Origin of the sequence: Leptolyngbya sp. UWPOB_LEPTO1 (genome assembly GCF_017302695.1) — a bacterium.
Classification (GTDB): Bacteria; Cyanobacteriota; Cyanobacteriia; order Leptolyngbyales; family Leptolyngbyaceae; genus Leptolyngbya; species Leptolyngbya boryana.
The window spans coordinates 71,933-87,283 of sequence record NZ_JAFLCJ010000010.1 but is presented as its reverse complement, the minus strand read 5'-3'; the positions used below and the strand labels follow the sequence as shown (position 1 = coordinate 87,283).

The 15,351-nt window shown below is 47.4% G+C and carries 14 protein-coding genes; 6 read left to right on the top strand and 8 right to left on the bottom strand.

Annotated elements, in window-relative coordinates; genetic code table 11:
- Window positions 1-138: 138 nt before the first annotated feature.
- Window positions 139-1,098 carry a septum site-determining protein MinC gene (gene minC / locus J0L70_RS16260; protein WP_268242327.1) on the top strand — a complete coding sequence of 320 codons (960 nt, stop codon included), beginning with the start codon at window positions 139-141 and terminating at the stop codon, window positions 1,096-1,098.
- A 192-nt stretch (window positions 1,099-1,290) separates the two neighbouring features.
- Here minC and J0L70_RS16255 read toward each other — a convergent pair whose 3' ends face one another.
- Both J0L70_RS16255 and hetZ read right to left on the bottom strand, forming a co-directional pair.
- Window positions 1,291-2,070 carry a hypothetical protein gene (locus tag J0L70_RS16255; RefSeq protein WP_051077802.1) on the bottom strand — a complete coding sequence of 260 codons (780 nt, stop codon included), beginning with the start codon at window positions 2,068-2,070 and terminating at the stop codon, window positions 1,291-1,293.
- 207 nt (window positions 2,071-2,277) lie between these two features.
- Window positions 2,278-3,420: a heterocyst differentiation protein HetZ gene (gene hetZ / locus J0L70_RS16250; protein ID WP_268242326.1), complete on the bottom strand. Its 1,143-nt coding sequence runs from the start codon at window positions 3,418-3,420 to the stop codon at window positions 2,278-2,280.
- Window positions 3,421-3,555: 135 nt separating this feature from the next.
- Here hetZ and J0L70_RS16245 point away from each other — a divergent pair, with 135 nt between their 5' ends.
- From J0L70_RS16245 to J0L70_RS16225, 5 genes are all read left to right on the top strand, one after another.
- A complete protein-coding gene (locus J0L70_RS16245; protein ID WP_017288778.1) occupies window positions 3,556-4,038 on the top strand; it encodes a hypothetical protein in 483 nt (160 codons plus the stop codon).
- A gap of 399 nt (window positions 4,039-4,437) precedes the next feature.
- Entirely contained in the window at window positions 4,438-4,701 is a 264-nt protein-coding gene (locus tag J0L70_RS16240) for a DUF1830 domain-containing protein (protein WP_287455271.1), read from the top strand.
- A gap of 528 nt (window positions 4,702-5,229) precedes the next feature.
- Window positions 5,230-6,570, top strand: a complete 1,341-nt coding sequence (locus tag J0L70_RS16235) for a TrkH family potassium uptake protein (protein WP_017288781.1) — start codon at window positions 5,230-5,232, stop codon at window positions 6,568-6,570.
- Window positions 6,571-6,619: 49 nt separating this feature from the next.
- Window positions 6,620-7,321, top strand: coding sequence for a potassium channel family protein (locus tag J0L70_RS16230; protein WP_017288782.1), 702 nt, complete (start codon window positions 6,620-6,622; stop codon window positions 7,319-7,321).
- Window positions 7,322-7,589: 268 nt separating this feature from the next.
- Window positions 7,590-8,660 carry a PEP-CTERM sorting domain-containing protein gene (locus tag J0L70_RS16225; RefSeq protein ID WP_287455270.1) on the top strand — a complete coding sequence of 357 codons (1,071 nt, stop codon included), beginning with the start codon at window positions 7,590-7,592 and terminating at the stop codon, window positions 8,658-8,660.
- A gap of 38 nt (window positions 8,661-8,698) precedes the next feature.
- Here J0L70_RS16225 and J0L70_RS16220 read toward each other — a convergent pair whose 3' ends face one another.
- The 6 genes from J0L70_RS16220 to cysS form a co-directional block, all read right to left on the bottom strand.
- Window positions 8,699-9,391: a cyanoexosortase A system-associated protein gene (locus J0L70_RS16220; protein ID WP_287455269.1), complete on the bottom strand. Its 693-nt coding sequence runs from the start codon at window positions 9,389-9,391 to the stop codon at window positions 8,699-8,701.
- Window positions 9,388-10,224: a cyanoexosortase A gene (gene crtA, locus J0L70_RS16215; protein ID WP_190652001.1), complete on the bottom strand. Its 837-nt coding sequence runs from the start codon at window positions 10,222-10,224 to the stop codon at window positions 9,388-9,390. Before crtA ends, J0L70_RS16220 begins: the two co-directional genes overlap by 4 nt.
- Before the next feature lie 202 nt (window positions 10,225-10,426).
- Entirely contained in the window at window positions 10,427-11,029 is a 603-nt protein-coding gene (locus tag J0L70_RS16210) for a cysteine hydrolase family protein (RefSeq protein WP_287455268.1), read from the bottom strand.
- A gap of 50 nt (window positions 11,030-11,079) precedes the next feature.
- A complete protein-coding gene (locus J0L70_RS16205) occupies window positions 11,080-12,405 on the bottom strand; it encodes a TldD/PmbA family protein (RefSeq protein WP_287455267.1) in 1,326 nt (441 codons plus the stop codon).
- 3 nt (window positions 12,406-12,408) lie between these two features.
- Window positions 12,409-13,848, bottom strand: a complete 1,440-nt coding sequence (locus J0L70_RS16200; protein ID WP_287455266.1) for a TldD/PmbA family protein — start codon at window positions 13,846-13,848, stop codon at window positions 12,409-12,411.
- A gap of 77 nt (window positions 13,849-13,925) precedes the next feature.
- Window positions 13,926-15,350, bottom strand: coding sequence for a cysteine--tRNA ligase (gene cysS / locus J0L70_RS16195; RefSeq protein ID WP_017288790.1), 1,425 nt, complete (start codon window positions 15,348-15,350; stop codon window positions 13,926-13,928).
- Between the last annotated feature and the right edge of the window lies 1 nt (window position 15,351).

Below are 15,351 nucleotides of genomic sequence, written 5' to 3'. Positions count from 1 at the left end.
CTACATCTCGATCCATTCTTTAAATTCACGACAAAACGCTAACTCAAATTCCGATCTTTTTCGTCTGTCAATCGAAACAACTTGCAATCCGCTCAATGACTCAATATGATCTATCCGTTGCAGCCCCACCATTAAGGCATGACTCCTGACACTTCTGTTTCGCCCACCCCCATTGACCCACTCTCAGTGACTTCAGATCCAACTCTGGAGAAGCCTCTAGAAGCCCCTACACCTTCCTCAGACACTCCAACCGCTGAGAACCCTAAAACTGATGTCACTGCATCTAGTGACGCTCATGCATCCAGCGAGATCACGGATAGCAGTCTTTCTACATCGAGCGAGCTATCTCCTCAGACAGTCGCGATCGCAGATCTCCAAGTCCGCCTCAAAACAAAAGAGGGGGAACTGCATCTGATTTTGCCGCCCGAATCCGAGAATTCAAAGATTGCCCTGGCTTGGGTAGAACTGTGGCAGCAATTCAAACAGCTTTTAATGGGTCAGGAACGATTTTGGCAGCCGAATACCCCTGTGCATTTGGTCAGTGACGATCGCTTGCTCGATACACGGCAAATTAGCGCGATCGCAGAAGCTTTGGCTGAAGTGCAATTGCAATTGAAATGGGTGCATACCCGTCGTCGTCAAACGGCTGTTGTTGCTGCAACTGCAGGCTACTCGGTTGAACAAATTACGGCTGCTTCCCCATTACTTCCGAATTCTGAGCCTGCAACAGCGATGGAGGATCCGCTCTATATCCAAATGACATTACGATCGGGTGCAGAAATTCGTCATAACGGAACAGTCGTAGTTGTTGGAGATCTCAATCCTGGAAGTTCGATCATTGCAGAAGGCGATATTTTAGTGTGGGGTCGCTTGCGAGGCGTAGCGCACGCAGGATGTAAAGGCAATGCAAAATGTCTCATCATGGCGCTGCAAATGGAGCCAACTCAGATTCGGATCGCGGATTATGTTGCTCGCGCCCCAGAAACGCCCCTTGCACAATACTTCCCTGAAGTCGCCTATGTTTCGCCTCAAGGAAGTATTCGGATTGCACGCGCAGCAGATTTTGCAGCACGGAAGGAAGAGCCTAATTTTTCGTAGGGCTTGGGAGAGGGAAAGTGTGGAGGTCGTTGTGAACCGCAGTTATTTTTCGGAAGTTGGGAGATGGGGAGAACTCAAACTTAGATTGCTCCCTATCTTCCTATCCCCCACTCCCTATCTCCCAACAAAAAAACGAAGGGCAGATAGCATCTTCTATCCCACCCTTCACTTTTACTCAAATTCCAATTGGCTTTAACGTTGAACGTTCACAGCAAACGTCAACACATCTTGTTCGCCTAAACGAACTTCTAACGGATAGACGCGATCGACAGCGAACTCCCGAATCTCCAGATTCAGCCGACCCGCTCCGTCGCGATCGACTAAAGACCGAGACTCCTCGCCTTGGAACTGAAGACTGCCGCCACAAGGAAGCTCTGCCTCAATTCGTAAGCAATCTGTCTTATATTCCATCCGTAGGGTAAATGCTCCAAGCTCAGTCAGCCATTCCCGCTCAATCCGAGGTTGCTGTGTCGAAATCTTCAACGTCAATGTACTCAGAATCTCGCGGGCTGCTAGTAGCGATAACGCCATTTGCTGCGTGTCGATCGCACCCTCAAAAGACTTCGGCAACTCCTCTCCAAGCTCAGTCGCGAGGTCTTGCAGCTTGGCAACAGAAGACCGAGCTGGAGAAACCATCACATACCCTGCAACATTGTTGAGCAGTTGAGACTGCCCCGGAAACAGGGTGTCCACTGCCTGAACCAGTTTTGCTCCTTCTCGCAGCGAAGAAAATAACGCCGATTGACACCGTGCCAGAAGTTCGGTCATCACCGCTTCAGGCAAAGGGATCGGCAAATTCATATGACGAATTTGACTTAACCAAACAGATGCTGCGGCTAAAACAGGTTGCGCTTCGATCGTTGACTCAGCATCATAATGAACCGCTTCTTTTTCCCAAGGAAAAACGGGCGGCTTTTGCTCAGCCTCCATCAGAAGACGACGTTTTAGCAGCGCATGAAAACGATCTTGCACAGCAGGTATCTCTCCCGGTTGGTGTGATAAGTCCTCAGACGAGGACGAGTGTGAGGTGGAACGATCCTCACGGATAGCATCACGATGTTGATCGAACTGTTCAAAAGTGACCCTCGGATCGGATGGATTGACCAATCCTAGGTTTTGTAACAGTTTTAATAGAACTCTAGTTCTGCTTTCTAAGTCGTGATCCATTGTGATAACACCCTATTCATCAGCCGAGAGCGTTCCTCCGGAATCTTGGTCATTACGAATTTCCCAAGCTTGCTCAAGGAGTTTAAACCATTGTTTCTGAACTTGATTCACCGTGCAACCTAACCGTTGAGCGATCGTGCTCTCGGGTAATTTTTGTTGCTTGAGATGAAGCAGTTCAGCTTGAGACTTCGTTGCCCGTTGATGTAACAGTTTCCACTGTCGATTGGAGAGTCCCAGATTGCGCTCTAAATCGGCTTCTAGCCATTGATGCACCAGCTCCCAATGGTGAGAGAACGAAAATCGAATCAAATGATATTTGAATCGCTGCTGTAAGTAATCCCGTTGACGCGGGGTTAAGCCCAAAATTGCTTCAATTTCATTGGCCGGTAAATCTTGAAGTCTTAACGTAAAGTAGTCGATACAGTCATGCTGCTTCCGTTCTTCGAGATAAGCAATCAATTCTTTGACAACCGATTGCCGCAACGTATCTTCAGCTAATTCGGGTTCTTGCGCGACCATTTGCTCGCGGACTTGCTGAATTGAGGCCATATTCCAAGGATTCTCAGATTCTGACATCGACCCTTCTGCGGCTTGCTCCAAATCCACGAGAGTTTCGATGGGCTGCTGCTGAGAAAAGGTCTGTGCGCGCAAAATGATCAGCTGTTGGTTCCGGTGTCCGGGTAGGGGAATACGACGCTTGCCATAACGCTCGGTGAACGCCATGTATTCCGCAAGCTCTAGCGTGGTTTTGGGCGTGTATTCGGCTCCCAACTGCGACTCTCTCCGGAAGGCGTTCAGCGCTTCCATGTAAAAGCCTTGTAAGAAGTCTTCGATCAAAACGAGTCGGGCTTGGTAGCTCGATTGAGTTTGGGGTGGCGTGATGTAGCGGTAAATCACAGCACTCAAATTGCTGTGAAGCTCAGCGCGACCACGACGCGACCCTAATTTGTAATAGGACAGACATTGTTGAAGGCGATGCTTGGCAAGAGTCGTTGCCCAGGTTTGAATTTCGCCGGAAGCTTGAATCCGTTTGCTCTCGGAGCAAATTCGGACGACTTCTTGGGTGAGTCGATCGGCGACTTCTTGACAATTGCGCTCAGAGGCATGGGTTGCTTGTTTCAGTTCGCCTAGTAATAGCTGAAGAATCGCATCCACGCTCTGGCAGATTTCCCCCACGGTTTCTAGTGTCGTGCAAATCAATGGCTTTCTCTCATTGGTTTGATGGAACTTTTTTGTGATGCCTAGATCACAATAGTGGTAGAAATCCCTGATTATTTGCGGACGGTACGTATGACTCTAGATCAACAACTTCAAGCGCTGATTAATGACGCACCCAAAGACGGCTCTACTCCTCAGCTTATTGAGTCTATCGCTCCGGTTTTAAGCGCGATCGCTCAGCGGTTACGACATCTTCAATATTATGTAGTGCAGACGCTCAATCAAGATTGGGTGATGTTAACCCTGAATCATCGTACCCAAGGCGAGACAGAGAAAAACGTGGTTTATGCGTTTCCCAGTCTCAAAGACGTGGCTTCTAGTCCTTATGATCTGAGTGATCCGAATTTAATTGCTTTACCTGTCCCCGTGACGCATATCCTGTTTCAAATGCTGGCAATGGATAAGGATTACAGCACTATTTTTTTTGAAACACCCGGAAATGCGACGATCGGAACTGAGGTTCAGCGATCGGAGCTAGAAAGTTTGATTCATGAATATTGGCAATCCCAGGCAGATGCGGTGTCTGATGCCAATATTCCCAGTGATATCGCCTGATTGTGTGAGATGCATGTTAGAACTGTAAATCAAAATCTTGGTAGAAGTATTTGGATTTGCAGTTCTGACTTTTCCATTTTTCCATAGAGAAAAAACTTTGAAAAGTCAACCGTTTGAATACGCTATTTTTCTGAACTCATTCCAGATTGCCCTCGCTTGCACAGATAGACAAGTTTGAGGGAAAGATTCAAACACAATCCTTAAAGTTTGAATGGGTCGTTTCATCAAAGCTTTATATGAAGAATCCGGTTAAGAAGAGGCCAATGTGTATATCTACAAGGATTTCAGCAGCTGTTTAGAGAAATTGAGTCGATTTGGCGGAATTTCTACAGAAAGATAGAGCGTCAAATTGAAGAAGTCCGAGTACGATCGACGGGAAAATATTTTTGTTTAGAAAAAATGAATTCTCTTTCAACGAACGTGCGATCAGCGCTGACGTTTGATTTGTGCTGCTACGTCAATTCAACGCCCCAAGTTCAGATTGCCCGAATTGCGAATATTGAGAATTGGTATTTTGAGCGGGTGGTATTTCCGGGACAACGCTTACTGTTTGAAGCGCCTGACAACGCCCATCTTGAGATTCATACAGGTGCAATAGCGAGTGCGGTTTTGACGGATACGATCGCCTGTTCATCGCTGAAGGTTAAAAGTTCAGAGGGTTAGCTGTTCGAGATGTCAGCAGGCTAAATCACTTATCTCTGAATCTAACCCAGTTTCGGGCTGAATGATTGCCTTGATCACCTTAGGCATCTTTTTGGCTAAATAAACAGCAGGCTATTTGAATCTTGCATACAGTTTAATCTCATTGGTTTTACGCTTCAGCATAAACAAACCGTTGAGTGATGAAAAGTAGCAATAAAGACCAGGAATATCATTCTTGAATGAGCAGCTAACCATATTCAGGCCTGAGCAATTTCTCTACTTTGGACAATTGTGAAAACTCCCTGCTGCGCGAATTTCAAATGACTGACTTCAAATTCCTCAACCATCAAATTCCTCAATCGTTTGAATATCCAGCAGAATCGAGAGCATTTAGCTAGGATTATGAAGCTAACGATCGAGATTTTGATTCAGCACGATCGAACCGTGAGAAACTGAAATCTAATCTGATCCATCAGCAGGCTAAGCTAAATCTCTTCTGCATATTTAGCCTACAATCTTTCTGCTTGGTCGTACTCCCGCAACGTATTCATGACTGTCGCACGTACTATTTGTCTAGGCTTTCTCGCAGTAATTCTAGTCGGCGCTCTGCTCTTAATGCTTCCCTTCTCAACCGCTTCCGGAGAATGGAACAGCCCTGTTGCAGCCCTTTTCACCGCAACTTCAGCCGTCTGTGTAACAGGGCTATCAGTTGTCGATGTCGGCAAGTTTTATTCATTCTGGGGGCAGTTTTTTCTGGTGCTCTTAGTCCAAGTCGGAGGACTTGGCTACATGACTGCTACCACAGTTTTATTACTCCTGCTTGGGAAACGATTAGGACTGAGAGAGAAAATCGCAGTTCAACAATCACTGGATGTCCAAGGACTTTCAGGACTCGCAGGGCTTCTGCAATCGATTATCGCAACGACTCTAGTTTTTGAACTGACGGGTGTGATTCTGTTGATGACCGTTTTTGTCCCACAATATCAGGATCAACCCTTGTGGGCACTGTGGCAATCAATCTTTCACAGCGTCAACGCCTTTAATAATGCGGGATTCGGCTTGTTCTCAGACAACTTGGTGCAATACGTAACCAATCCAGTCATGAACTTTACGATCACTGGATTAATTATTTTTGGCGGGATCGGCTACGGAGTCATTATGGAGCTATATCAATGGATTCGCAATCGCATCATGCGCAATCCTTGCCGCTCAAATTTTTCTCTCAATTTTAGAGTTGCAACTAGCACCACGATCTCGCTTCTAATTCTCGGTACGATCGCATTCTACGCGACCGAATTCCGTAATCCCAATACGCTTGGAGCTTTAAGTCTGCCGCATCAACTGATGGCAGCTTGGTTCCAATCTGTCACACCCCGCACTGCCGGATTTAATACGATCGACATTACCAAAATGACGACTGCGGGCTTGTTCATCACGATCGCGCTCATGTTTATGGGTGCAAGTCCAGGCGGAACGGGCGGCGGTATCAAAACTACAACGGTCAGAGTTTTATTAGACTGCACCAAGGCTGTTCTACAGGGCAAAGAAGTTGTTTTAGGCTCACAGCGGCAGATTCCTTCCGCTCTGATTCTGAAAGCGGTCGCTGTGCTTGTTGGCTCGATCGGCACTGTTATTGGGGCAACCATCCTCATTGCTCTGACCGATGCCAAACTTGATTTCATTCACATTCTGTTTGAAGTTGTCTCAGCCTTTGCCACGGTTGGCTTAACCGCCTTTGGAACGGCAAATCTATCGATTCCTGGACAACTGGTGATCATTGCTGTCATGTACGTCGGGCGGGTCGGAGTCTTACTCTTAATGAGTGCGATTCTGGGTGATCCCAAGCCGAGTTTTGTTAACTATCCTGAAGAAAATTTACTAGTTGGGTAACATTTTCAAATTATCATGAACAATCAAGAGTCATATTGAGGACAGGGACGTGAACTTATCGTCGTTAGGGTTCTTCCATAGTTTGAAATCGGATAACCGAAATCGACAGTTCGCTGTCATTGGATTGGGGCGCTTTGGTCGTGCAGTTTGTGCCACGATGCATAACTCTGGCTATGAAGTTCTAGCGGCTGACTTCGATAAGGGTAGAGTTGATCAAGCGTTAAACGATCGGATTGTCACCCATGCTCGCCAAATCGACTCGACTCAACCAGTGGCACTCCGAGAAGCCGGAATTTTTGAGCAAGATACTGTGATTATTGCGATCGGGAATTACGTTCAGGAAAGCATCATTACGACGATGAACGTCAAAGAAGGCGGGGTGCGTCATGTGGTTGCCAAAGCTTCCTCAGAAATCCACGAGAAATTGCTGAAAAAAGTTGGAGCCGATCACGTTGTCTTTCCAGAACATGAAATGGGTTGCGACTTAGCGCGATCGCTGACCAAACCTGGAATTTTAGAACGATTTGAGCTTGATCCTGAAAATAGTATTGTTGAACTCATCGCACCCGAAAACTTCCATGGCAAGACAATCGCGGAACTGAGACTGCGATCGCACTACGGCTTAAACTTGCTTGCCTTTAGTCATCAGGGAAAATTTATCATCAATCCTGATCCGAATACACGGCTCTCTAAGGGGATTGCGATTGTTGTCATCGGCGCAAATCGAGATATCGATCGCCTGCCAATTTGATCCGTAGGAATACGATTTCCGAGGTTTATCTTGTACATTAAAAGAAGAAGAGGGTTCTGCGTAATTATTCAGGATGATTATTTAAGCTTGTGTAAAATAACTCAGGACTCTATGGCAATAATTTGAAAATCCTGCTAAAAATACCTAGTCTCATAGCTGATATTTTGGCAATTTTTCCTCAGAACGTCTAATTACGTTCTTAGTCCAAGTGCAGATTACAGGGGCATCAACCAAAACACTCTCCGTCTTCCTGTAAGGTCTGTAATGTATGGCAAAAAGTTTCTTCGGTTTGACATGCCCTAAGTCAAACTTTTATCCAGTCAGTACTTTTAAACTGGCGGGTTGTTCAAATCGTGGCTCTCGTCGATCGTGGACACTGCTAACCCTCAGTATTACAGGGGGATGGCTTCTCAGTAATTTCTGGGTTCCAGTCCGTGCTGCTACGATGATCAATAACTCGGGGCTACAATTTGAGCAAGATACAACGCTTGATTCTAACTTCATAGAATCTCATGGTGCGTATCAATCGACTTTCGGAGTCATGGAAGTCGATACGAAAAAGAAAACTCCGTTGATTGTAGAAACGAAAGCTGCGGATGATGCAGAATCTATTTTTAAGCCTTCCTCGTTTCGGAATCATACTGGAACCAATACTGACTTTCGAGGAACCCCAAGCAATGCAGTTGCAAATCCAACTGCACGATTTACGTTTAAAGGAAACAAGCGATACGTTTTGTATTTAGAATCTAGCTTTAATGGTCGCCCGACTGGAATTCTTTACTCAGAGAACGTTCTGAATCCCAATCAAGAGCAACAAGTTAAATTCACAGGCGGTGCGAGCGATCTGTGCTCGAGTGGGGTGATGGTGAATTGGGACGATACAGGTTCTAAACTTGTGCGGAACCGAGGACAACAAGATCGTGATTTTGATGACTTTATCGTGCAGTTGAAAGGAACCACTTGTGCGATGGGCGGGGGTGAACCTCCTGAAGCCGTTTCGCAACTTCCCTCCCCGCCTCCGGTAGGAGTCTTACCTACGACGGTCGGTGGGAGAAGATTTCCCTGGGAACCATTGCTGCTGCTCGGTGCACTTCCGTTTTTGGGTGGAGGGAAGGATAGCAGTTCAAATCCTCCAGGTGGTCCAGGAGGACTGGTTAGTTCGAGTAATCCAGGCAATCCAGGCAATCCAGGTAATCCAGGTAATCCAGGTAATCCTATCTGTCCCAATAAACCAAACTGCCCGAATACTCCTGTCCCAGAACCAATGACAATTCTGGGGTCTGGGACTGCGATCGCATTTGGAGCTTTGATTCAGCGCCGCAGAAGACGGAAGCCATAATCCCTTAACGCTGTAAAGGCGTTCCTACTGGAGCGTCTCTACTCGTTTTTGATCGACGGATAATTCTGCTGCCACCACTCTATCCATTCTGTCCAAGCTTGCTCTAAGTCTTGCCGAGTTGTCGTTGGAGCCTTTGGATCGATTGGGAGTGAGGCGTTAGTCCAGAGACAGCGTAAATCGCGCAGTTGAGTTCTCCCGATGAACCAGGGGAAAACACGCTGCATCAGAAAATCGGGTCGAGTCTGCGCGCCTCTGAGTTCGCCATCGGTCACAGTCGTATCTCGCGTGACTGGAATGCAGGCGGAAAAGTAAAGTCGATTCGATCGCTGATAGACCGCATAGCTGCCGGTCGTTGAGTGCCTGGCCTCGAAATCAATGTTGGTGTTGTTAATCGTAGATTCTTCAAGAATGTCCGAGACTTTGGTGTAGGTGTCATTAAAGTAGCGCATCTCAATGTCCAGAGAGCGACCCTGGCGAAGATAGCGATACTGCTGTCCAGCGATCGTTAAATCATCGACGCTTGTCGCAAGCGAAGGGGTATAGCGTTTTTGAGTGCCAATTGAGGTGGCTTTGACAAATTCCCAGCGGGACAGGGGAATGGCTGCTGGAAAAGAATAGCTAAGTTGGGGTAGCTTCTGAGGGGGTGTAACTGTGAGTTTGAGCAGCACTAAACCACTACTTGCAAGCGCAGCAGCTAACCAATAATTGCGAATGGTCTCCCAGGTTTTCATGCTTGCACCTCATCGTTTTCAGCAGCCCGATCGGCTTGTTCGAGCAAGAAGTAACACAGGAAACCGAACAACGCGACGGAGATCATTGAGAAAATTAGCGAACCTGTACCTAAATGCCAATAATCAAAGGCTTCTCGCTGATTTTGAGCGACCAGAATTGCCATCAGTGCCACCCGAATCGCGTTTGTGAGGAAGGCGATGAGCATTCCAGCGAGGGGTACGATCAGCGATCGTATAAGTCCGATCGGGAAGAGAATCACAAACAAGCAACCCAGTAACAAATGCTGCCAAATCAGCTGAATCCCTGAACATCCTGGATAGACTTCGACACTTCCAGTCGGCATATGAAGTAAAACCCCGTCTTGAATCACCCGAAATCCGGAGTACCAGAGTAGGCTACCGCTGACATCTGCAGTAAGGGGCGAAATGTCGAATTGGGTTAAGAGAGTCGTCGTCGGGATCGCCATCCATGCCAATACGAGAAGTGCGCGCCAGTACTGTTTCAGGGCAAAGCCTGATGCGAGTAAAGCGACTCCAATTCCAGATACGATCGGTGCAAATCTCAAGAAAGAGTCATATTCTGAAATGCCTAGACTTCTGAGCAAGACCCAAGCAATACAGCATGATCCGATCGCGCTCGGTACAGGATTGCTCTCAAATTTCAAGTTTTGATGGTTGCGCCAGACGAGAAACCAAGTGGCAGCCCAACAGATCAGGGCAGCTTCTAGAAATTGTCCATGATGTCCACTTCTCCAAATAAGTTTCAGATGAATCGCAGTGAGTGCTGTACTAAGTGCCAGCAGGAGATAGGGGGTGTTGAAAAACACAGTCATGAACTGTAAGTTTGGCAAAATATTTTACAAATTGGAAGCTAGCCTACTAGATTTTGCAGGTAATTTCGAGTCTTTCAGGATAGATTTTCATGTCTATTCACAATTTCTCGATATCTAAAGGCTGCCTTTACATCTGAAGGATAGCTGATTGATGCGATGTGGCACAGACAATTCAATTAGCAGTTGAACTCGATTCAACTGCTTAATTTGCAACACCTTGAGTTAAGCGAGACATTGCTTCAATAAATTCGTGATGAGTCAAGCGGGATTTTTGCTGTAAGTATGCCATTGATTTGAGAGCAGCCCAATGGGCATCCCAATCTGAACCCATGCAGCAATCTTCGATGACATAAAAGTGATAATCGTGCTGGTGAGCGTCAACAGCCGTGTAGTGTACACACACGTTGGTCAATGTGCCCATGATGACTAATGTTTTGATGCCGAGACCCCGCAGCAATAGATCCAGATCAGTAGCAAAGAAAGCACTGTAGCGTCGTTTGGCGATCGTAAACTCTCCATCCCGAGGAGAGAAATCAGGATGAAAATCAGTGCCAGCCCAAGTTTCGAGACAGTGAACAGGTTCAGCACCATCTAGCTCTCGCCCAAAATCCACCATTTCTTTACGATGTACTTCTTTGGTATGGATAATGGGCAATCCTGCTGTTCTAGCGGCGGCTAAAACTTGCTGAGCTTTGGGTTGGACTTCCGCAGCGCCAGTGACGTGGATTGCGCCACCGTGAAAGTAATCTGCTTGAAAGTCAATAATTAACAGAGCAGTCGATTTGAGATCAAACATGGGCAGCATCCGGCTGTTCTCCTGACTCACTCCAGTAGGTTCGATTCTACAGATTGAAATTAAAGCGTGTACGTAAAATCTTCCACAATCATTCCAGGAGCAAGAACGCCGCCTAAATTGCGATGCTCATACGTTCCAATGTCGGGAATAAATTCTTGAAAATTCGTCAGAGCGACCAAATTATCTCCCCAAAATTGATAGAGACTATCATCGAATCTGAGATTTTCGATCGGCGCAATAATCTCGCCCTTCTCAACCCAGAAACACGCATAGCGCGTCATTCCAGTGATGCGACCTGTGGGACGATCGCTCCAATTCAGGTAATGCAAATTCGATAGATATAGTCCAGTATCGAGGGTTTTGAGAATCGCATCGTGGTCTAGGTCACCTGGGAGAATTTCGGGCGATCGCAGTTCTTCTCCTTGGGTCGCGCCATTTGCTTCCAGCCCATATTCTTTTGCGGTTGCAGACGAGGTTAGCATGTTGACTAGTTCGCCTGATTCGATCAAAGCAAGTTCTAAGGGTGCGATCTCGCCGAGTTCGTTAAATCTGGGAACTAAGCCGGATGTGAAATTCTCTTTCAGTGTGAACTTAGGCGAAAGTTTCTTCTCACCTCGACGCATCGCACTAAAGCAACTGCCGCCTTGTTGGTGAGACGATTCACTAATTCCTCCCCAAGAAAGCATTGTCATCAATTCCGCGATCGCAGCCGGTGCAAGATAAGTGCGATACTGTCCACGCTGAATCAGCTTTGGCGCGTTGGACATTAACGATAATTGCGCGCGCGATTCTTCAATCCGAGATTGATAGGCTGCCTCATCCCAAGTCGATCCGGCTAATGTGCCTTTTACGGCTTGTCCATCGGCGGTAAACAGTGAGTAATCTAGCGAATAAGAATCGGTGTCAAACCAGTGCTGTTGACCGACTGAATCCGCATACGCTCGAATCACAGAACCTGCGGCATAGATTCCCGTGAAATCGAGATCCGACACCATTGGAAGCAGGGTTGAAACAACTTGATCAGCAGCAATGAGCTTGCCAGCATGGGATTCTCGGCTGATGTGATTGCCTGAAGGCAGGACGAGATAAGGATTTTCAGGCAGTTGGGGGACTTCTTCGCGCAGGAGTGCGATCGCAGCTTCAGCCGTTTGACGATCGCACTCAAGATTGCCAGTAAACGGAAATTCCCGGTAGCTACTCCGATGGTTGTGCATCAAGACCAGCTGAAGACTGCCATCATTGACAGTTCCCGTTTGCCGAACCTTAGCGTGATTGAATCGAATGAACTGGCTTTGCTCACAGTTCAGAGTGAGGGTAAATTGCTCATCGGGTTGGAGTTGACTACGAATTTCGTCAACCAGTTGATTAAAGCTAGCTTCTAACATCGGCTATGCGCCCCCTCCAAAGACTTCGATATTGGCAAAGACCGCTACGGGAGAACCATGCCCGACCGTGATTGCCTGGTTCGGCTCGCCTTTTCCGCACATCGGTGTGCCGTACATTTGCCAGGTTGAGCGATCGCCGACCTCGACTAAGCCTCCCCAAAATTGAGGTGTAATACTTCGATAGTTCGGATTCCGCAACGTGGTTGTGAGTTTGCCTTGCTCAATGCGTTTGGCATATTCACAACTAAATTGAAATTTGTGGCGCTGGTCGTCGATCGACCAAGAGCGATTGGATTCCATGTAAATTCCGCGATCGATCCCCGCAATTATTTCCTCAAAACTCTTAGTTCCGGGTTCGAGATTGAGGTTTGCCATGCGATCGATGGGAGGGCGATTCCACGAAGACGCACGGGCACACGCGACTCCTTTGACACCTGTTCTCGCTTGACTTTCGAGGCTGCCGACTCCGCGCTGTAAAATGCCATCTTTGATCAAATATTCGCGAGTTGCGGGTGCGCCCGTGTCGTCAAAACTGTAACTGGCAAATTCACCCGAAACCGTTGGGTCAAAGGTGATATTCATCAACGGTGAACCGTAAACGAGAGTGCCAAAATCCTGGAGTTTGACAAAGCTACCACCTGCATAGTTGCGTTCATCGCCCAAAATACGATCGAGTTCTAACGGATGCCCCACACTTTCATGAATTTGCAGCAGCATTTGATCGGGTGCAAGCACTAAAGTGGTTGTCTCACTGGGACAGTCTTCAGCGTTGAGCAGTTCGATCGCTTGCTCTCCCACTTGCTGTACGCGCTGCCAAAGTTCTGGTGTGATGAAGTATTCTAATCCGCCTTGATAGCAAGCTGCGAGCCAACCGTTATTGGTGCGACGTTGTACCACAGAGCCTTCTTGTGCGGTTGCTGCGTAGTCTGTGCCGATGCGGAAGAAATGTTGATAGACTTCTGAGCCATTCGTGCTGACAAACCAGGTTTCCGTTTCAGTCGTTAACGCCGTGGCGCTAGTTTGAACAATCTGATCGGAAATCTTGAGTTCTTCAGTAATTTTGGTCAGGATTTGGTTAATTTCGCCGGGACTCAATGCATCGAAGGGCTTTAGTAAGGGCGAAACATATTGACCGACAACTTTGGGGCGCGCTTCGATCGACGTTGAATAAATATTCCATGCTGAAGCTGCAAGCGCTTGACGATATGCCTGTGCTGCGGCGGCTTGAATTCCCTCGACTGTTAGTAAATTTGTAGCAGCGTAGCCGATCTGCCCTTTGACTAGGACTTCGACCATCACGCCTTGCGTGAGAGACGAGCCATTGGTTTCAGGAACGCGATCGCGCACCGAACGAGTGGTAGATGATTCCTTGGTGGCTCGGAGTCCTATCCAATCGGCAGGAATCTCCAGCGCATTCAGGAATTGTGTGAGTTGAGAAATCATGGAACGTGGATGAATTCAGGATTGAAGGATTTTCGCGGGACGAAGATTAGTCACTCATTATAGACACGATTTCTAGTCTAGCGATGCCAAATTACTTCGCCCCCTGGTTTATCGATCAAAGTAATGCCTTGAACTTGCAGATCGTTGCGAATGCGATCGGCTTCGGCAAAATCTTTTGCTTTTTTCGCATCTTTCCGTTGCTGGATCAGGGTTTCAATCTCACTGTCTGATAACCCGCCCGAACTTTCTGCTTCTGGCTCTGCCTCTAAACCTAAAACTTTCGCCAGTTCGACCAAGGTTTTCCATTGAACTTGCAAAATATCGGGCGCAGTGTCAGTTTTGCCTTCATGCACTAGAATATTGCCTTGCCGCTGGAGTTCTTTTGCAACTGGGAATAGCGCCGCTAACGCCCCGGATGTGTTGAAATCGTCATCCATCGCGGCTTGGAATTCTTGCACGGTTTGAGAAGTTCGATCGATTTCCCCTTCCAAAGCCGAATTCAGCTTAAACCCAAACAGCAAGCCATCTTTTAATGTCTCCCAACCATTTTGAGCCGCTGACAAGGCTTCGTTTGTGAAATCGATCGGTTTTCGGTAGCTCGCTTGTAGCACAAAGAACCGGATCACCATCGGATCGATGCCTTTCTTATCGAGCAAATCGCGAATGGTTGTGAAATTGCCGAGCGACTTGGACATTTTCTCACCATCGACATTCACCATGCCATTATGGAGCCAATAGTTCGCGAGCGATTTACCCGTTGCCGCCTCTGATTGGGCAATCTCATTCTCGTGATGCGGAAATACTAGATCCGCACCCCCGACATGAATATCGATTGTTTCCCCTAAAAACTCCCGCACCATTGCCGAGCATTCAATATGCCACCCAGGGCGACCTTTCCCCCAAGGCGAATCCCATGCAGGTTCACCGGGCTTCGCGCCTTTCCATAAAGCGAAATCAAACGGATAGCGCTTTTTCGGTTCCTCATCATCGACCCGCCCACTTGCACCTGCTTGCATGTCTTCTAACTTACGTCCTGAGAGCTTGCCATACTCTCGATCGTGCTGAACCGCGTAATAGACATCGCCCCCGGCAGCGTAAGCAAATTCTTTTTGCTCTAATTCGTAAATTAAGCGTTTGATGCCGTCGATCGTATTCGTTGCCCGCGGATAAGCATCAGCATCCAGAATATTCAACCGCCGCATATCCTCGAAATAGAGTTGAATATTGCGTTCTGCAACCGCTTCCATCGTGGAGCCTTCTTCGCGGGCGCGATTGAGGATTTTGTCATCAATATCGGTAAAATTTTGCACATAGCGCACCTTGTAGCCGCGCCAGGTCAAATATCGCCGAACCGTGTCCCACGCAATATACGATCGAGCATGTCCTAAATGGCAAAAATCGTACACTGTCACTCCGCAGCAATACATCTTCACGTGACCCGATTCGATTGGCTCAAACGGTTCCTTGCGGCGGGTTAGAGTGTTGTAAACGACTAAAGCCATG